Source organism: Buchnera aphidicola (Takecallis arundicolens) (assembly GCF_964058945.1).
GTDB lineage: Bacteria > Pseudomonadota > Gammaproteobacteria > Enterobacterales > Enterobacteriaceae > Buchnera_L > Buchnera_L aphidicola_AH.
The window spans coordinates 211,787-227,375 of record NZ_OZ060369.1 but is presented as its reverse complement, the minus strand read 5'-3'; the positions used below and the strand labels follow the sequence as shown (position 1 = coordinate 227,375).

Sequence of the window (15,589 nt, the reverse complement as noted above, 5' to 3'; positions counted from 1 at the left end):
TATATCAACGATATAATAAATATAATAAGATTAAATTATAAAAAATAAATTTAAAAAATAAACAAAGAATTATCATTAATTGCCAATTTAATAGACTGTATTAATTTTTTTAAATGTATTGTCTTAATTATATATGGTGGAGTTAAATAAATGATTTGTTTAAATGGTCTAATCCAAACACCATAGTTAACAAAAAATTTTTGCATTAGTTTCAAATTAATATTATGATAACATTCGATAACAGCAATTGCTCCAATAACTCTTATTGCACAAATGCGAGGATGATTTAATAATAAAAATAATTTATTTTGAAAATATTTTTCAATACGTTTAACTTGTTTTTTCCATATATTTTTTCTTAATAATGAAATATTTTTTTGTGCAACAGAGCAAGCTAATGGATTTCCCATAAATGTTGGTCCATGCATAAATTTATAAGGATAATTATTACTAATTTGATGTGCAATTTTTTTAGTAGTAATAGTTGCAGCTAAAGTCATCATACCTCCCGTCAATGCTTTACCTATACATAATATATCTGGAATAATATTGGCATGTTCGTAAGCAAACATTTTACCAGTTCTACCAAAACCGGTAGCTATTTCATCTATAATTAATGGAATATCATACATATTACATAATAAACGTACTTGTTTCAAATATTCTACATGATAAAATTGCATACCACCTATACCTTGTAATATAGGTTCTAAAATTACTCCTGCAATTGTAGATTGATTATTCACTATTAAATCTAAAAAAGAATGAATATCATAATTATTCCATTTTTCTTTAAAAAATATTTTTGGTTTTTTTGCAAAAAAATGCTTAGGTAATATTGTTTTATATAATTTATGCATAGAATTTTTTGGATCGCATACTGAAATTGCAGAAAATGTATCGCCATGATATCCATTACGTATAGTTAAAAAAATTCTTCTAGTTTTTTTATTGTTATTCCAATATTGTAATGCCATTTTCATAGCAACTTCAATTGCAACAGATCCTGAATCACATAAAAAAATACATTTTAGTTTTTTAGGTAAAATTTTTAATAATTCTTTACATAATAATAAAGCAGGTTTATGTATTATACCACCAAACATAACATGTGTAATGTTGTTAACTTGTTGAACTAAATGTTTTTTCAGAATAGGATGATTATATCCATGTATCGCAGACCACCAAGAAGACATACCATCGATAATTTTTAAACCAGAGTCTAATTTTAAATATACTCCACATGCTGATTGAATCATATAACAAGGTAACGGTTTACTAATAGAATCATATGGATGCCAGATATGTTTTGAATTAAATTGTAAATTATTTTGTTTCATAGCGTAATATTATATTAAAATGTATAGATATCTTATTATAAATAATTATTGATATAAAATATAATTTTTTTTGGAATTTAATATGAAAAAAATATGGAAAATTGAAGAAATTAATAAACTATTTCAAAAACCATTTTTAGATTTGATCTTTAAAGCACAAAAAATACACAGAAAAAATTTTACTCCCAATGAAATTCAAATCAGTACTTTATTATCCATCAAGACTGGATTATGTCCTGAAGATTGTAAATATTGTGCACAAAGCTCAAGATATAAAACAAATATAAAAAATGAAAAACTTTTAGAAATTTCTAAAATTTTAGATGCAGCTAAACAAGCTAAACAATCTGGTTCAAACCGATTTTGTATGGGAGCTGCATGGAAAAATCCAAAAGAAAGAGACATGCCATACTTAATTGAAATTATTAAAAAAATTAAAAAAATGGGATTGGAAACATGCATGACATTAGGTAGTATAAATAAGAATCAAGCAGAAAGATTATATTCTGCAGGTTTAGATTTTTATAACCATAATTTAGACACTTCACCAAAATTCTATAGTAAAATTGTTACAACACGTACATATCAAGAACGATTAAATACATTAGATATTGTAAGAAATTCCGGTATGAAAGTTTGTTCAGGTGGAATATTAGGGTTAGGAGAAAATACTAATGATCGTGCTGAGTTACTATTGCAATTATCGAAATTAACTAAAAATCCTGAAAGCATTCCTATGAATATGTTAGTTAAAATTAAAGGTACACCTTTAGAACGTAATAAAAATCTTGAAGATTTTGATTTTATTAAAACCATTGCAGTAACTCGAATTATGATGCCGAAATCATATATTAGACTATCTGCTGGACGTGAAAATATGAGTCAAAATATGCAAGCATTGTGTTTTATAGCAGGAGCAAATTCTATATTTTATGGTTGTAAACTATTAACTACATCTAATCCAACAAAAAAAGAAGATTTAAAATTATTTCAGAAATTAGGATTATATGCTAAAAAGCATATTATACAATCAAAACAAAATAAAATACAAAAATATAAAACAGAAACACAACATTATAATGCTTTACTAAAATAATGTTTATATTATATTCTTATTATTATAATTCTACCTATTTTATATAGGTAGTCGTAATATATTAATCATATATAAAATCAAATATTAATTATGATAAAAACATGGTTTGTTACTGGAACAGATACCAATGTGGGAAAAACAATAGTATCAGTGTTATTATTAAAAAAAGCTACAATTATAGGGTTTAATACAGCAGGATATAAACCAGTATCTAGTGGTTGTATAAAAACAATATATGGTTTACGTAATCATGATGCATTATTATTAAAAAAACATAGTGTGATTAAATTTAAATATAAAGAAATTAACCCATATTCTTTTTATGGTAACATACCTCCTAATTTTTTTTACTGCAAAAAAAATAATATTACTTTTAAAAATTTATCCGATAAATTACATAATATTCAAAAAAAAGCAAACTGGATAATTATAGAAGGTATTGGAGGATGGGATACACCAATATTTAATACAAATACTTTATCTAATTGGATAAAAGAAGAAAAAATTCCTGTTATTTTAGTAATTTCAATAAAATTAGGTTGTATTAACCACGCTATATTAACAGTAAAATCAATTATTGCATCTGGTTTAAAACTAACAGGTTGGTTTGCAAATTGTATGAATTATGAACAGTATTTATTAAATTATATATATACAATAAAACAATATATAAAATCTCCTTTTTTAGGTATAATACCTTATATTCAGGATATCAATAATATTTGTACAAATAATATTAATATTATACTTCCAGAATAGTACATATTAATAGAATAAATATAGTTATGTATTTTACATCCATAACTATATAAAAAAATTATTTATAAACGGGATATTTTTTACATAATTCAAGTACTTGATTTTTAATATTCAGTATTTTTTTAATATTATTATAATCATTAATAATATCAATGATCCATTTAGTAATAATTTTAGATTCTAATTCTTTAAAACCTCTTCTTGTAATAGCTGGTGTACCTATACGAATACCTGAAGTGACGAAAGGACTCTTTGTATCATTTGGAATACTATTTTTATTTACTGTAATATTTGCTAATTGCAAAATATTTTCTGCTTTTTTTCCAGTAATATTTTTATTATTTAAATTTATTAAAAATAAATGATTATCTGTACCTCCAGAAATAATATTAAAATTTTGTTCCATAAAAGATTTTGCCATAATTTTAGAATTTTTTAATATTTGTTTTTGATAAGTTTTAAAATTCGGATGTAATGCTTCGTGAAATGCTACTGCTTTAGCAGCAATTACATGCATTAAAGGTCCACCTTGCATACCTGGAAAAACAGCAGAATTTAATTTTTTATAAAATGCTTCATCTTGATTTGCTGAAAGAATTAATCCACCTCTCGGTCCAGAGAGTGTTTTATGTGTAGTTGTTGTTACTACATCAGCATACTCTATGGGATTAGGATATAAATTTGCTGCAACTAGACCAGCTACATGTGCCATATCAATTAATAAATATGCATTAATAGTATTAGATATTTCACGCATTTTTTTCCAATCTACATATCTTGAAAAAGACGAAAACCCACCAATAATCATTTTTGGTTTATGTTTCTGTGCAAGATACTGTAAATGGTCATAATCAATATTACCTGTTTTATTTAAACCATATGTAATTGAATTATAAATTTTTCCTGAACTGTTTATAACAGATCCATGTGTTAAATGACCTCCATGAGATAAATCCATTCCTAAAATCATATCACCAGGTTTTAATAACGCAGTATATACAGCAAAATTTGCCTGAGATCCAGAATGTGGTTGTACATTAGCATAATCAGCATGAAATAATTTTTTAGCTCGATTAATTGCCAATAACTCAATATGATCCACAAAATCACAACCTCCATAATATCTTTTTCCAGGATATCCCTCCGCATATTTATTAGTTAATTGCGATCCCTGTGCTTGCATAACAGAAAGACTAGCGTAATTTTCTGAAGCAATTAATTCAATATGCTGCTCTTGTCGTAACATTTCTTGTTTAATGTAATTCCACAATTCTGTATCAGATTGTATGTTGCATGTTTTATATTGTAACATATATAATCCTTAAAATGACATAATAGTATTATTTGAATATATTTTATAAAAAATATATAATTAATTTTTTATTATACAATAATCACATATATTATTAATATTATTTTGTATAAAAATTAAAAATATTTTTTATCATAATATTAATATTATTTGAATTAATAATCTGATTTTTTTTACAGATAACATCATATAAATAAATTATATTTTCTGACTGAATAAATAATATTATTTTTGTAAAATATTTTTTTATGTTTTTAAATATTGTATTTATTTTTTTAGATTGAAATTCTAATAATATTTTTAATTTAGGAAATTCATTTCTAATTTCTTCGGATAAAAATATTGCTCGATTTTTTATAGATTTGTTACTAAAAAAAATATGAATATCAGTTTCTATATTTTTTTGAGAAAATAAATTCAATGACTGTATTAATAATATTAATCGATCCATACCGATTGCTAATCCAGCTGCTGGAGTATCTGGTCCTAATAACCTTTTTACCAATGTATCATATCGACCTCCTGCACATATTGCATTTTGTGATCCTATATAATTTGTTTTCCATTCAAATACTGTATCATTATAATAATCTAGTCCGCGAATTAATTTATAATTTATAGTATATGGAATATTAAAATTTGAAAGTAAATTACATAATTTTTCAAAACGTAACCTTGACTTTGTATTAACAAAATCTATTAAATTCGGTGCTTTTAATAATATTTTTTGTATATTTTTATTTTTACTATCTAAAATCCTTAACGGATTTTTATTTAATTGTCTTATACAAATATTATCAAGATAAGATTCATATGTTTTCAAAAAATTACGTAATTCCATTTGATATGCATTTCTTTCAGAGAGTAAACCAATAGAATTAATCTCTAATGTTAAAAAACGTGAAATACCTAATGCTTTCCAAAATTTATTCACTAATATAATTAATTCAAATTCAATATCTAATTCGAAAAATCCAAAAGTCTCAAGACCAAATTGATAAAATTGACGATAACGTCCTTTTTGCGGACGTTCATATCGAAACATAGGACCATAATACCATAGTTTTTGTTTTTTATGATATATTAATTTATTTTGAATAATAGACCTTACACAACTTGTCGTTGCTTCTGGACGTAAAGTAATACTAAGATTATTTTTATCATGAAATGAATACATTTCTTTTCCAATAATATCTGTCATTTCTCCTATTGATGCCTTAAATAATATAGTTTTTTCTAAGATAGGTAGTTTAATCTCACAATAACCATAATTATGCAATATTTTTTTAAATATATCTTCTATTTTATTCCATAAGATCGTTTGTTCGGGAAGGTAATCATGCATACCTTTTATAGATTGAAAAAAATAATTCACAAAAATCTTCCTATGTTAATACAAATATGTAAAATATCTATTTATACAATATTTTATATTTCTTATGATTTATAATTATTATTACCTGTTAATTGTCCACATGCAGCTTGAATATCTTGCCCTCTTGTTTTTCGTATCGTAGTCATTAATCCTTTATTAATTAAATATTTAGAAAAAATATTTATTTTTGTAATACTACTGCATTTTAAATGACTATTTGGTAAATAATTCCAAGGAATTAAGTTAATTTTACTAGGTATATTATATAATAGTTTAATTAATTCTTTAGCATGTACAATTGAATCATTTATATTATGTAACATAATATATTCAATTGTTATACCATTTTTATTTAATTTTGAATTTTGTAAAAAACGCAATACCGTTTTTAAAAGAGATTGGATATTATATCGTTTATTAATTGGCATAAGTCGATTTCTAATTGTATTATTTGACGCATGTAATGAAATGGCTAATTTTACATCGCATATCTTAGATAATTTGTTTAATGCTGGTATTATACCTGCTGTTGATATAACAATTTTTTTTTTTGAAATATTAAAACCACATGTATCAGATATAATATTTAATGCAGTAATTAAATTTTTTAAATTTAATAACGGCTCTCCCATTCCCATAAATACTATATTAGTAATAGGAAAATATACATGTTTTGTATTATTATTAATCTTTTGATATGCTAACCAAATTTGCCCAACAATTTCAGAAACTAATAAATTTCTTTTAAATCCTTGCATACCAGTTGCACAAAATGTACATGTTAACGGACATCCTACTTGAGATGAAATACATAATGTACCCCGTTTTTTTTCTGGAATATATATTGTTTCAATAATCCCATTTTGTACAGAAATTAACCATTTAATAGTATGATCTATAGAAACTATTTCTTTTAATATATAAGGAAATTGTATAAAACTGGTATTTTTAAGTTTATTTTTTAAGCATTCTGTAAAATTAGTCATATATGAAAAATTATTACAAAAACGTTGATATATCCAATGCATTAATTGATCAGCTCGGAAACTTTTTTCGTCGATTAAATGCATAAAATTTTGCATTTTTTTACGATCGAAATTTAACAAATTTACTTTATTAGTGTTTAGATAATGTAAATCAATATTCATAATTAATATAACTGTTTTTAAAACCTATTATAACATTTTTATATGCAATAAATTATATTTTACGTGTTACAAACAGATTAAAGAAGTTTTATACATCCTGTATTAAACATTATGATTGATGCCGTTAAAAAAAATGGTAAAATCATGTTAAAAATATGATAAATATAAAAATTATTGTAATAATAAAAATTTTAATGCTATTTTTTGAGTAAAAATACAATGTATATAATTAAAAAATTTATTAAAAAGCGATCATAACGTTCTTATAAATCATATCATTACATAAAAAATTTTGGATAATATTACAAAAAAGATATTATATAGAAATATATTTAATACATAAAAATAAATTTTATAAGCAACTTCCATTGTTTTGTACTATAATAAAAATATATATATACAATAATATTATTTTTTTATCGGTGTAAATGATCTAATTAAAAAATTATTTACAATAAAAATAATACTTTTCATACAGTACTAAAAAATTTTTTTATTTAAAAAATATAAATTATAATCATATTTTATCATTTTTATTTACTATATAATATCATAATAAAATTAATTTTTTAATTTTTTGATCATGTCTATATATTTAACGTTGAAAAAATTAATTTTGATCTTATAATATTTAGTGTAATAAATAAATTAAAAAACGAATATTTTAATGTTTTTTAAAATTAATGATATTAACATTATAAATATAAAGTTGATATTAATATTATTAATGATTCTAAACATAAGTTTTTATTAAAAATATTATATATACTGAACTGATATACAGCTATCAAGTTAATGTAAAATATGAATAAAATAATTGTAAATATATTTTTTTTATATTATTTTTGTATTCATAATAAATTTTTAATTTTTTTATTTTTTTTAAAAAAAATTAATAATACAAGTATACACTACAAATATGATCACAATATTAAGATCATATCATTATAGCTTATTAATATGAAAAAAATATTGAATAAATTATATTCATTAAAAAAACTAAATGAATACGAGAGTTATTATTTATTTAAAAAAATTATAAAAAATAAAATATCTACCATCAAGTTAACATCAATATTAACTGCAATAAAAGTACGTCCAATTTCTATTCATGAAATTATTGGCGCTTTAAAAGCTTGCTATAAATATGTTATACCATTTCCTAAACCAAAATATCCATTTTCAGATATTGCAGGTACTGGAGGAGACGGTGCTAATACAATTAATATATCTACAGCAAGTGCTATATTAGCTTCTTCATTTGGTTTTAAAATTATTAAACATTGCAATCATGGTATCTCAAGTCAACTTGGTTCTGCAGATATTTTAAAGAAAAATAATATTAATATAAAAATTAATACTACTCAATCTAGAGCGCAATTAGATAATTACCATATTTGTTTTTTATATGCACCACAATACCATCCAAGTTTTCAAGTAGTAACTAAAATTAGAAAAGAACTAAATACGAAAACTATATTTAATATATTGGGACCTTTATTAAATCCATCTCAACCGAATTTTTCTGTTATTGGAGTATATTCTAAAAATTTATTACTACCATTTGCAAAAATTTTACATCAATTAAATTATGAAAGAGCAATTATTTTATGTAGTGGAGGTATAGATGAAATCACATTACATCATGTTACCAATATAGTAGAATTAAAGTATGGAAAAATTATGCAATACAAATTATATCCAGAAGATTTTGGTATTAATAAAACATTAGCATGCGTATTACAAAATAATACTATTGATGAAAATTGTAAAATTTTTAATGATGTTTGTAAAGGTATTGGTGATATTAAATATCAATATTTAATAGCAATGAATACAGCAATTTTATTAAAATTATTTGGATATAAAAATCTTAAAATTAATACTAAGATAGCCCTTAAAAAAATACAAAATGGAGCAATTTATAAACAAATAAAAAAAATATCTATAAGAGATAAATAATGAACAAAAATATATTACAAAGTATACTTTATGATAAAGTACAGTGGTTAAAATATCAAAAAAATATGCAAAAATTACAACATATTAAAAAAAAAATTGTTATCTCTAATCGTAACTTTTATCAATCATTAAAATCATCATTTCCAAATTTTATTTTAGAAATTAAAGAATCTTCCCCTTCAAAAGGTATAATAAATTCTAATTTAAATATAAAAAATATTTTACAATGTTATAAAAAACATGCTACAGTAATTTCTGTTTTAACTGATAAAAAATATTTTTCTGGTACATTTGAACGCATGTCTGAAGTAAGTATGCTCGTAAAACAACCAATATTATGTAAAGATTTTTTTATTGATCCGTATCAAATATATCTAGCTAGATATTATCATGCTGACGCTATTTTATTAATGTTATCGGTATTAAATGATGATCAATACAAATTACTTGCTAGTATTGCTCATAAAATGAACATGGGTATTTTGACTGAAATTAATAATCTAATAGAATTAAAACGTGCAATTCATTTAAATGCTAAAATTATTGGAATTAATAATAGAAACTTAAACAATTTAACTATTGATATTAATACAACATATAAACTTGCGCCATTAATACCAAAAGATAGAATTATTATCAGTGAATCGGGTATTTATAACAATCAACAAATTAAAAAATTAAAAAAAATAGTGCATGGTTTTTTAATTGGTTCATCTATCATGAAATCTAAAAATGTCCATTTAAAAGTTAATAGTATTTTATTTGGTAATAATAAAATATGCGGATTAACACGAATAAAAGATGCAAATCGATCTAAAAAACTAGGTGCTGTATATGGAGGATTAATATTTATTCCTAATTCAAAACGTAATATTCCATGTAATACTGCATGTAACATAATTCAAAATACAAAATTAAAATATATTGGAGTTTTTCAAAATGAAAATATTGAAAAAATAAAATATTTATCTCAAGCATGTAGTTTATATGCCATACAATTGCATGGTAATGAAGATCAAGAATATATAGCGAATTTAAGAAAAAAAATATCAGATCATATTCAAATTTGGAAAGCAATATGTATCGAAAATAATCAAGAAAAATTAAATTTTAAATATATAAATTATTACTTATTTGATAATTTTAAAGGTGGTAGTGGTATTTGTTTTGATTGGAAAAAAACAAAAACATATAATTTAGATAAAGTATTTTTATCTGGAGGCTTATCGCATAAAAATTGTATAGAAGCATCAAATTTAAATTGTTTTGGATTAGATTTTAATTCAAAGATAGAAAAAAAACCTGGTATTAAAGATTATGATAAACTAAAACTTGTATTTAAAAAGTTGAAATTATCATAAATAATACTATTTTTTTATAACATTATTAACACATGTAATATAGGAATTGTTTTTTATGAATTTATTAAATCCATATTTTGGAAACTTTGGTGGTATGTATGTACCACAAATTTTAGTACCAGCACTTAAACAGTTAGAACAATATTTTGTAGAATCACAAAATGATATAATTTTTCAAAAAAAATTATCAGAATTATTAAAAAATTATGCAGGCCGACCAACACCATTAACATTATGTAAAAATATTACTAAAAAAACAAAAACAAAATTATATTTAAAACGAGAAGATTTATTACATGGTGGGGCTCATAAAACAAATCAAGTATTGGGACAAGCATTATTAGCAAAAAAGATGAATAAAAAAAGTATCCTTGCAGAAACTGGTGCTGGTCAACATGGAATAGCAACTGCATTTGCTTGTGCATTATTAAATTTAAAATGTCGTATTTATATGGGAAGTAAAGATATACAAAGACAATCCATTAATGTTTTAAAAATGAAATTAATGGGAGCAGAAGTTATCACCGTTAATAGTGGATCAGGTACATTAAAAGATGCTTGTAATGAAGCTTTAAGAGATTGGTCTGAAAATTATATACATAGTCATTACATGTTAGGTACAGCAGCAGGACCTCATCCATATCCCACTATGGTACGCGAATTTCAAAAAATTATTGGTATAGAAACAAAAAAACAAATTTTAAAGAAAACATTGAAATTACCTGATAAGATAATAGCGTGTGTTGGCGGGGGTTCTAATGCTATTGGAATATTTCATACATTTATAAATGATAATGTTCAATTAATTGGTATTGAACCAGGAGGAACAGATATTTTAACAGGTAAACATGGAGCACCATTACAATACGGTAAAACTGGTATTTATTTTGGTATGAAATCTGCAATTATGCAAACTCAAGATGGACAGATTCAAGAATCGCATTCTATTTCTGCAGGATTAGATTTCCCATCTGTTGGACCAGAACATGCATGGCTACATTCTACAGGAAGGGTTCAATATTATACTATAACCGATCAAGAAGCATTAAACGCATTTGTTGATTTATGTAAATTTGAAGGGATAATTCCAGCGTTAGAATCTGCACATGCTATTGCATATGCATTAAAAATCATACATAAAGAACCAAATAAAAAACAAAATATTATTGTTAATCTGTCTGGTAGAGGAGATAAAGATATAACTACAATACATGAAAACATTTTAAATAAAAGGATTCAAAATGTTAAGATATAAAAATATGTTTAAAAAAATGCAAATATTAAATGAAGGTTGTTTTGTTCCATTTGTTACTATAGGTGATCCTTCAATTAGTGTATTTTATCGTATTATTGATGCTTTAATTATATCTGGTGCAAATGCATTAGAACTAGGTATACCATTTTCAGATCCATTAGCAGATGGAATTATAGTGCAAAATGCTAATTTAAGAGCATTATCACATGGTATAACAATTATAAAATGTTTTGAAATTTTAAATATACTACGTAATAAATATCCTAAAATACCAATTGGTATATTAGTTTATGCAAATATTGTTTTTAAAAACGGAATTAATAAATTTTACGAAAATTGTAAATATTCTGGTATAGATTCTGTATTAATACCAGACGTTCCTATAGAAGAATCAGAAATATTCCAAAAATGTGCAAACAATAATAACATATCTTCAGTTTTTATTTGTCCACCAAATGCTAATACTGATTTAATAAAAAAACTTTCCATACAAAGTACTGAATATATTTATTTAATTTCTCGTACTGGAGTAACAGGTTGTTTACAAAAAACAAATGACCCGAATTTACATATTATTCAGAAATTAAAAACATATAATTCTGCTCCTATTTTACATGGTTTTGGTATTTCAACACCATCACAAATTAAAAAATCATTATCATTAGGTACAAGCGGCATTATTTGTGGATCAATTATTATCGATATAATTGATAAATTTCAAAAAAATAATAATATAATGATAAAAAAAATTGTACAGTTAGCAGTAAATTTAAAATATGCAACAAAAAAAACTAAAAAATAGTTTTTTTATTTATAAAAAAATAATTTTACATATTATATATATTTAGTACTTATAGTATTTTATAAAAAATATAAAATTTTTTTATTCTAATTACAAAATATCTATATATTAAATTTTAAATTATAAATTTTATGAGAATTATGAATAATAGAACAATTATAACTATATTAAATGTATTAATATTTTTATTTATCTTAACAAATATTTTTAAAATATTAATAATGACTGTTGTAGTACCTGTTATATTATGTGTAATGTTATTTACAATACGTATTTTAAAACAAACTAAATATTATGAAAAAATATCATACAAAAATACTAAAGGTATAAAAATAATATTTGTATTAACATGTATAATATTTTTAATATTAATGCAATTAAATAGATTTCCTTATTATTATACTATGTTATCGTATTTAGTAACTAGTGTATTATATACATTTTATGCAATAATATTGTATTTATTATTAAAAATATTTTTTTTTAATATGTATATAAATATTATATAATAATCAAGATATTTATTAAAAAATATTAATATTATTTTAAATACATTTAATATTATGTAAATATATGCATAAAAATATGTATTTTTATACACAAAATATATACAATTTATTTATTATTCAATCATATGAGAGGGATAAATTTTATATAATAAAATATATAAGATATAATCAATAATAAATACCTAAATTAATATGTAATCTTCACTAAGATATTATTAACAAATATTAATATAAAAATAATTATAAAAACAGTGTAATAATAATTTATATAATATGATTTTAATTAATATATATAATATAAAAATTAAAATTAATTAAATAATATTTTAAAATTTAAAATAAAAATATCTAAGAATATTTTTTTGGCATTACATGACCCATTTTACTAATCTTAGTATTTAAGTATTTTTTGTTTTTCGGATTATGTGGAACAATTAAATCCACTCTTTTAACAACATTAATTCCAGAATCATGTAAAATTTTTACTTTCAAAGGATTATTTGTTAATAATTTTACTTGATCTATACGCATTAATTTTAATATATCTGCACAGATAGTAAAATCCCTCTCATCTGCTGAAAACCCTAGTTTATGATTTGCTTCTACTGTATCTAATCCTTGATCTTGTAAATTATACGCTTTAATTTTATTTAATAAACCAATATTTCGACCTTCCTGTCTATGATAAATTAATATTCCGCTACCTAACTTAGCAATCAACATTAATGATGTCTTTAATTGTTCTCCACAATCACACCGCAAACTAAATAAAGCATCTCCTGTTAAACATTCTGAATGAATTCTAAGCAATACAGGTTTTACATGATTGATTTTACCATAAGTTAAAGCAACATGATTTTTATCATTAGATTTTTCTTTAAAACCAATAATTTTAAATTCTCCCCATGGAGTAGGTAAAACAGCATCTTGTATACGTTCAATTTTCATATTTTCTCGACTAATATAATTATATTAATTACTAGAATGAATATAGTTTAAGATTTTATGTAATGTCTGTATAGGATTTGACGTACTAGTAATAGTTCGTCCTATCACAATATAATCAATAGAATAACGTTTAATTTCTTCAATATAAGTAATTAAATTTTGATCATTTTGATCATGATTAATAAATCGTATACCAGGAACAATAATTTTAAAATCATTGCCTAAAATTTGTTTTATTTTTTTTGATATGTAACCTGGACATACAATACCATTTAATTTATAAGATTTCGTTAATTCAGATAATTTTACAATATAATTTGATAACGATATTGATACACCAGTTTGCGATAAATCAAAACCAGTAAAACTAGTTAATGCAGTAATAGCAATTAATAAAGGCGGATTAACAAAATTATTTAACGCTAATTTTGCATGTTCCATCATATTCCCTCCCCCTGATGCATGTATACTTGTCATCCATACTCCTAATTCTGCAATCGATACAATAGATTTAAAAATAATATTTGGAATATCGTATAATTTTAAATCAACAAAAATATCAAAATTTAATTTTTTTATTTCTTTAATTAATGATATTCCAAATTTAATAAACATACAATGTCCAATTTTTAATTTAAAAATACTTGGATCAAGTTTATCTATTAATTCAAAAATCGATTTTTTATCATCATAATCTAATGCTATAATAATTTCAGGATTTTTTTGATTTAAATTAATTTGTGACATATTTGCCCTACATAAAATTAAATATTATATTTTATAGTATTAATGATATCATAATATAATAAATATTATTTTATTTGTAAATTAGCGTGATATGATGACCGTACTAAAGGACCACAAAATGCTTTATTAAAACCCATCGATAAAGCTTCATGTTTATAATGTTCAAATTCCAATGGTGTAATATATCTTTGTACTTTCAAATGATTTTTGCTTGGTTGTAAATACTGACCTAAAGTTAACATATTAACACCATTCAATCTAAGATCAGATAATACCTTTAAAATTTCTTTCTCTGTTTCTCCTAATCCCAACATTAAACCTGATTTTGTAGGAATAGTAGAATTTTTTTTTTTAAAATAATTTAACAAATACAATGATTTTTTATAATCTGCTCCTGGACGAATAACTTTATATAATCGAGGAACATTCTCTAAATTATGATTAAAAATATCTGGAGGATAATTTGATATAATATCAATAGATTTTTGTAATGATTGCCTAAAATCAGGAACTAAAATTTCAATTTGAACTGTATTATTAGTACGTAAATATTTAATACATTCTACAAATTGATTAGCTCCACCATCTTTTAAATCATCTCGATTTACTGAAGTAATAACAATATATTTAATACCTAATTGTAATACTGTTTCTGATATTTTTTTAGGTTCATGGATATCAACAGCATATGGCCGACCTTTTCTTACAGCACAAAACGGACACTTTCTAGTACAAATATTACCTAAAATCATAAATGTGGCAGTATGATTATTAAAACATTCTGTAATATTTGGACATAAAGCTTCTTCACATACAGTATTTAAAGTATTTTTTCTTAAAATACTTTTTAAACGATTAATATGATCAAATGATTTTGGTAACTTAATTTTGATCCATTTTGGTTTAGATAGCACATTTCTTGTATTATGGAATTTATTTATTTTTTTATCTTGAATATACTTCATACAAGTTCCA

Annotated in this window: 13 protein-coding genes; 6 read left to right on the top strand and 7 right to left on the bottom strand. The window is 22.8% G+C overall.

Annotation, left to right across the window (positions count from 1 at the left end; all coding sequences use genetic code 11):
* Positions 1-50 precede the first annotated feature (50 nt).
* Positions 51-1,340, bottom strand: a complete 1,290-nt coding sequence (bioA, locus tag AB4W50_RS01030) for an adenosylmethionine--8-amino-7-oxononanoate transaminase (RefSeq protein ID WP_367676930.1) — start codon at positions 1,338-1,340, stop codon at positions 51-53.
* A gap of 82 nt (positions 1,341-1,422) precedes the next feature.
* On the opposite strand from bioA, the gene bioB reads away from it, so the two are divergent.
* Together bioB and bioD are read left to right on the top strand one after the other, a co-directional pair.
* Positions 1,423-2,436: a biotin synthase BioB gene (bioB, locus tag AB4W50_RS01025; RefSeq protein WP_367676929.1), complete on the top strand. Its 1,014-nt coding sequence runs from the start codon at positions 1,423-1,425 to the stop codon at positions 2,434-2,436.
* A gap of 90 nt (positions 2,437-2,526) precedes the next feature.
* On the top strand, positions 2,527-3,195 hold the full coding sequence (bioD, locus tag AB4W50_RS01020) for a dethiobiotin synthase (protein ID WP_367676928.1): 669 nt from the start codon (positions 2,527-2,529) through the stop codon (positions 3,193-3,195).
* A gap of 58 nt (positions 3,196-3,253) precedes the next feature.
* Here the strand turns inward: bioD and glyA are convergent, their stop codons facing one another.
* The 3 genes from glyA to rlmN all read right to left on the bottom strand — a co-directional run bounded on the left by glyA (position 3,254) and on the right by rlmN (position 7,030).
* Positions 3,254-4,507 carry a serine hydroxymethyltransferase gene (glyA, locus tag AB4W50_RS01015; protein WP_367676927.1) on the bottom strand — a complete coding sequence of 418 codons (1,254 nt, stop codon included), beginning with the start codon at positions 4,505-4,507 and terminating at the stop codon, positions 3,254-3,256.
* Positions 4,508-4,607: 100 nt separating this feature from the next.
* Positions 4,608-5,882: a histidine--tRNA ligase gene (gene hisS / locus AB4W50_RS01010; protein ID WP_367676926.1), complete on the bottom strand. Its 1,275-nt coding sequence runs from the start codon at positions 5,880-5,882 to the stop codon at positions 4,608-4,610.
* A gap of 62 nt (positions 5,883-5,944) precedes the next feature.
* Positions 5,945-7,030 (bottom strand): 23S rRNA (adenine(2503)-C(2))-methyltransferase RlmN, encoded by a 1,086-nt coding sequence (rlmN, locus tag AB4W50_RS01005; RefSeq protein ID WP_367676925.1) that lies wholly within the window; start codon positions 7,028-7,030, stop codon positions 5,945-5,947.
* A gap of 960 nt (positions 7,031-7,990) precedes the next feature.
* Here rlmN and trpD point away from each other — a divergent pair.
* Genes trpD through trpA form a run of 4 tightly spaced genes read left to right on the top strand, consistent with a single transcriptional unit; the run spans position 7,991 to position 12,410 of the window.
* Complete coding sequence (gene trpD / locus AB4W50_RS01000; protein ID WP_367676924.1) at positions 7,991-8,992, top strand: anthranilate phosphoribosyltransferase; 1,002 nt, start codon at positions 7,991-7,993, stop codon at positions 8,990-8,992.
* The gene (gene trpCF, locus AB4W50_RS00995; protein WP_367677303.1) at positions 8,992-10,353 is read left to right on the top strand and encodes a bifunctional indole-3-glycerol-phosphate synthase TrpC/phosphoribosylanthranilate isomerase TrpF; all 1,362 of its coding nucleotides are present in this window, start codon (positions 8,992-8,994) and stop codon (positions 10,351-10,353) included. Before trpD ends, trpCF begins: the two co-directional genes overlap by 1 nt.
* A 55-nt stretch (positions 10,354-10,408) precedes the next feature.
* Positions 10,409-11,608, top strand: a complete 1,200-nt coding sequence (gene trpB, locus AB4W50_RS00990) for a tryptophan synthase subunit beta (RefSeq protein WP_367677302.1) — start codon at positions 10,409-10,411, stop codon at positions 11,606-11,608.
* Positions 11,595-12,410 (top strand): tryptophan synthase subunit alpha, encoded by an 816-nt coding sequence (gene trpA / locus AB4W50_RS00985; protein ID WP_367677301.1) that lies wholly within the window; start codon positions 11,595-11,597, stop codon positions 12,408-12,410. The genes trpB and trpA overlap by 14 nt, the downstream gene beginning before the upstream one ends.
* An 857-nt stretch (positions 12,411-13,267) precedes the next feature.
* On the opposite strand, the gene ribA is transcribed toward trpA, so the two are convergent.
* The 3 genes from ribA to lipA form a co-directional block, all read right to left on the bottom strand.
* The gene (ribA, locus tag AB4W50_RS00980; protein ID WP_367677300.1) at positions 13,268-13,867 is read right to left on the bottom strand and encodes a GTP cyclohydrolase II; all 600 of its coding nucleotides are present in this window, start codon (positions 13,865-13,867) and stop codon (positions 13,268-13,270) included.
* A gap of 24 nt (positions 13,868-13,891) precedes the next feature.
* On the bottom strand, positions 13,892-14,614 hold the full coding sequence (gene pyrF, locus AB4W50_RS00975; protein ID WP_367677299.1) for an orotidine-5'-phosphate decarboxylase: 723 nt from the start codon (positions 14,612-14,614) through the stop codon (positions 13,892-13,894).
* 65 nt (positions 14,615-14,679) lie between these two features.
* Entirely contained in the window at positions 14,680-15,579 is a 900-nt protein-coding gene (gene lipA, locus AB4W50_RS00970) for a lipoyl synthase (protein ID WP_367677309.1), read from the bottom strand.
* Between the last annotated feature and the right edge of the window lie 10 nt (positions 15,580-15,589).